This window comes from Novosphingobium malaysiense (assembly GCF_000802225.1).
GTDB classification, from domain to species: Bacteria; Pseudomonadota; Alphaproteobacteria; order Sphingomonadales; family Sphingomonadaceae; genus Novosphingobium; species Novosphingobium malaysiense.
On the sequence record NZ_JTDI01000044.1, the window covers coordinates 1 to 597 of the forward strand.

General features: G+C 61.3%; 2 protein-coding genes. Both read right to left on the reverse strand.

Going from position 1 to position 597, the window contains the following annotated elements:
- The coding region (locus tag LK12_RS23430; protein WP_039290801.1) for an acyl-CoA dehydrogenase family protein at positions 1 to 416 on the reverse strand (416 nt) is incomplete at its 3' end.
- A 25-nt stretch (positions 417 to 441) separates the two neighbouring features.
- Positions 442 to 582, reverse strand: coding sequence for an SDR family oxidoreductase (locus tag LK12_RS23435; protein WP_082010738.1), 141 nt, complete (start codon positions 580 to 582; stop codon positions 442 to 444).
- Positions 583 to 597 lie beyond the last annotated feature (15 nt).

Here is a 597-nt window from a genome sequence, read left to right on the forward strand (position 1 = left end):
GTCATCGAGTAGCATGACACGATGTCGCCATCGAGCAGCGGTTGCAGGTACCGCGCCTTCTGCTCCTCACTGCCGAAGCGAGCGAGAATCTCGGCATTTCCGGTGTCAGGCGCTTGCGTGCCGAACACGACGGGGGCGAAACGGCTCCTCCCCAGGATCTCGTTCATCAGGCCGAGCTTGACCTGACCGAAGCCCTTGCCGCCAAGATCCGGCCCGAGATGACATGCCCACAAGCCGCGCTCCTTCACGATCTGCTGAAGCGGCCGGATAATGGGCCGGGCCGGGCCGTGAGGATCGAACGGATCTGCCGGGCCTCGGAACACCAGGTCGAGCGGCTCAACTTCCTCGCGAACGAAATCCCGCATCCAGTCAAGCTGCGCCTGAAATTCGGGCTCGGTGGAAAAATCCCAGCTCATCGCCCCCAGTCTCCCCTATCGAATATCAACATGCCGCGTACCAGCCGCCGTCGATCCAAAGTTCCGCACCGGAGACGTATTTTGCCTCATCCGAGGCGAGATACAGCGAGCCATAGGCTATATCCATCGGATCGCCCACGTCGCCCATAGGGATTGCCGACTTGATCGCCGCATCCTGTTC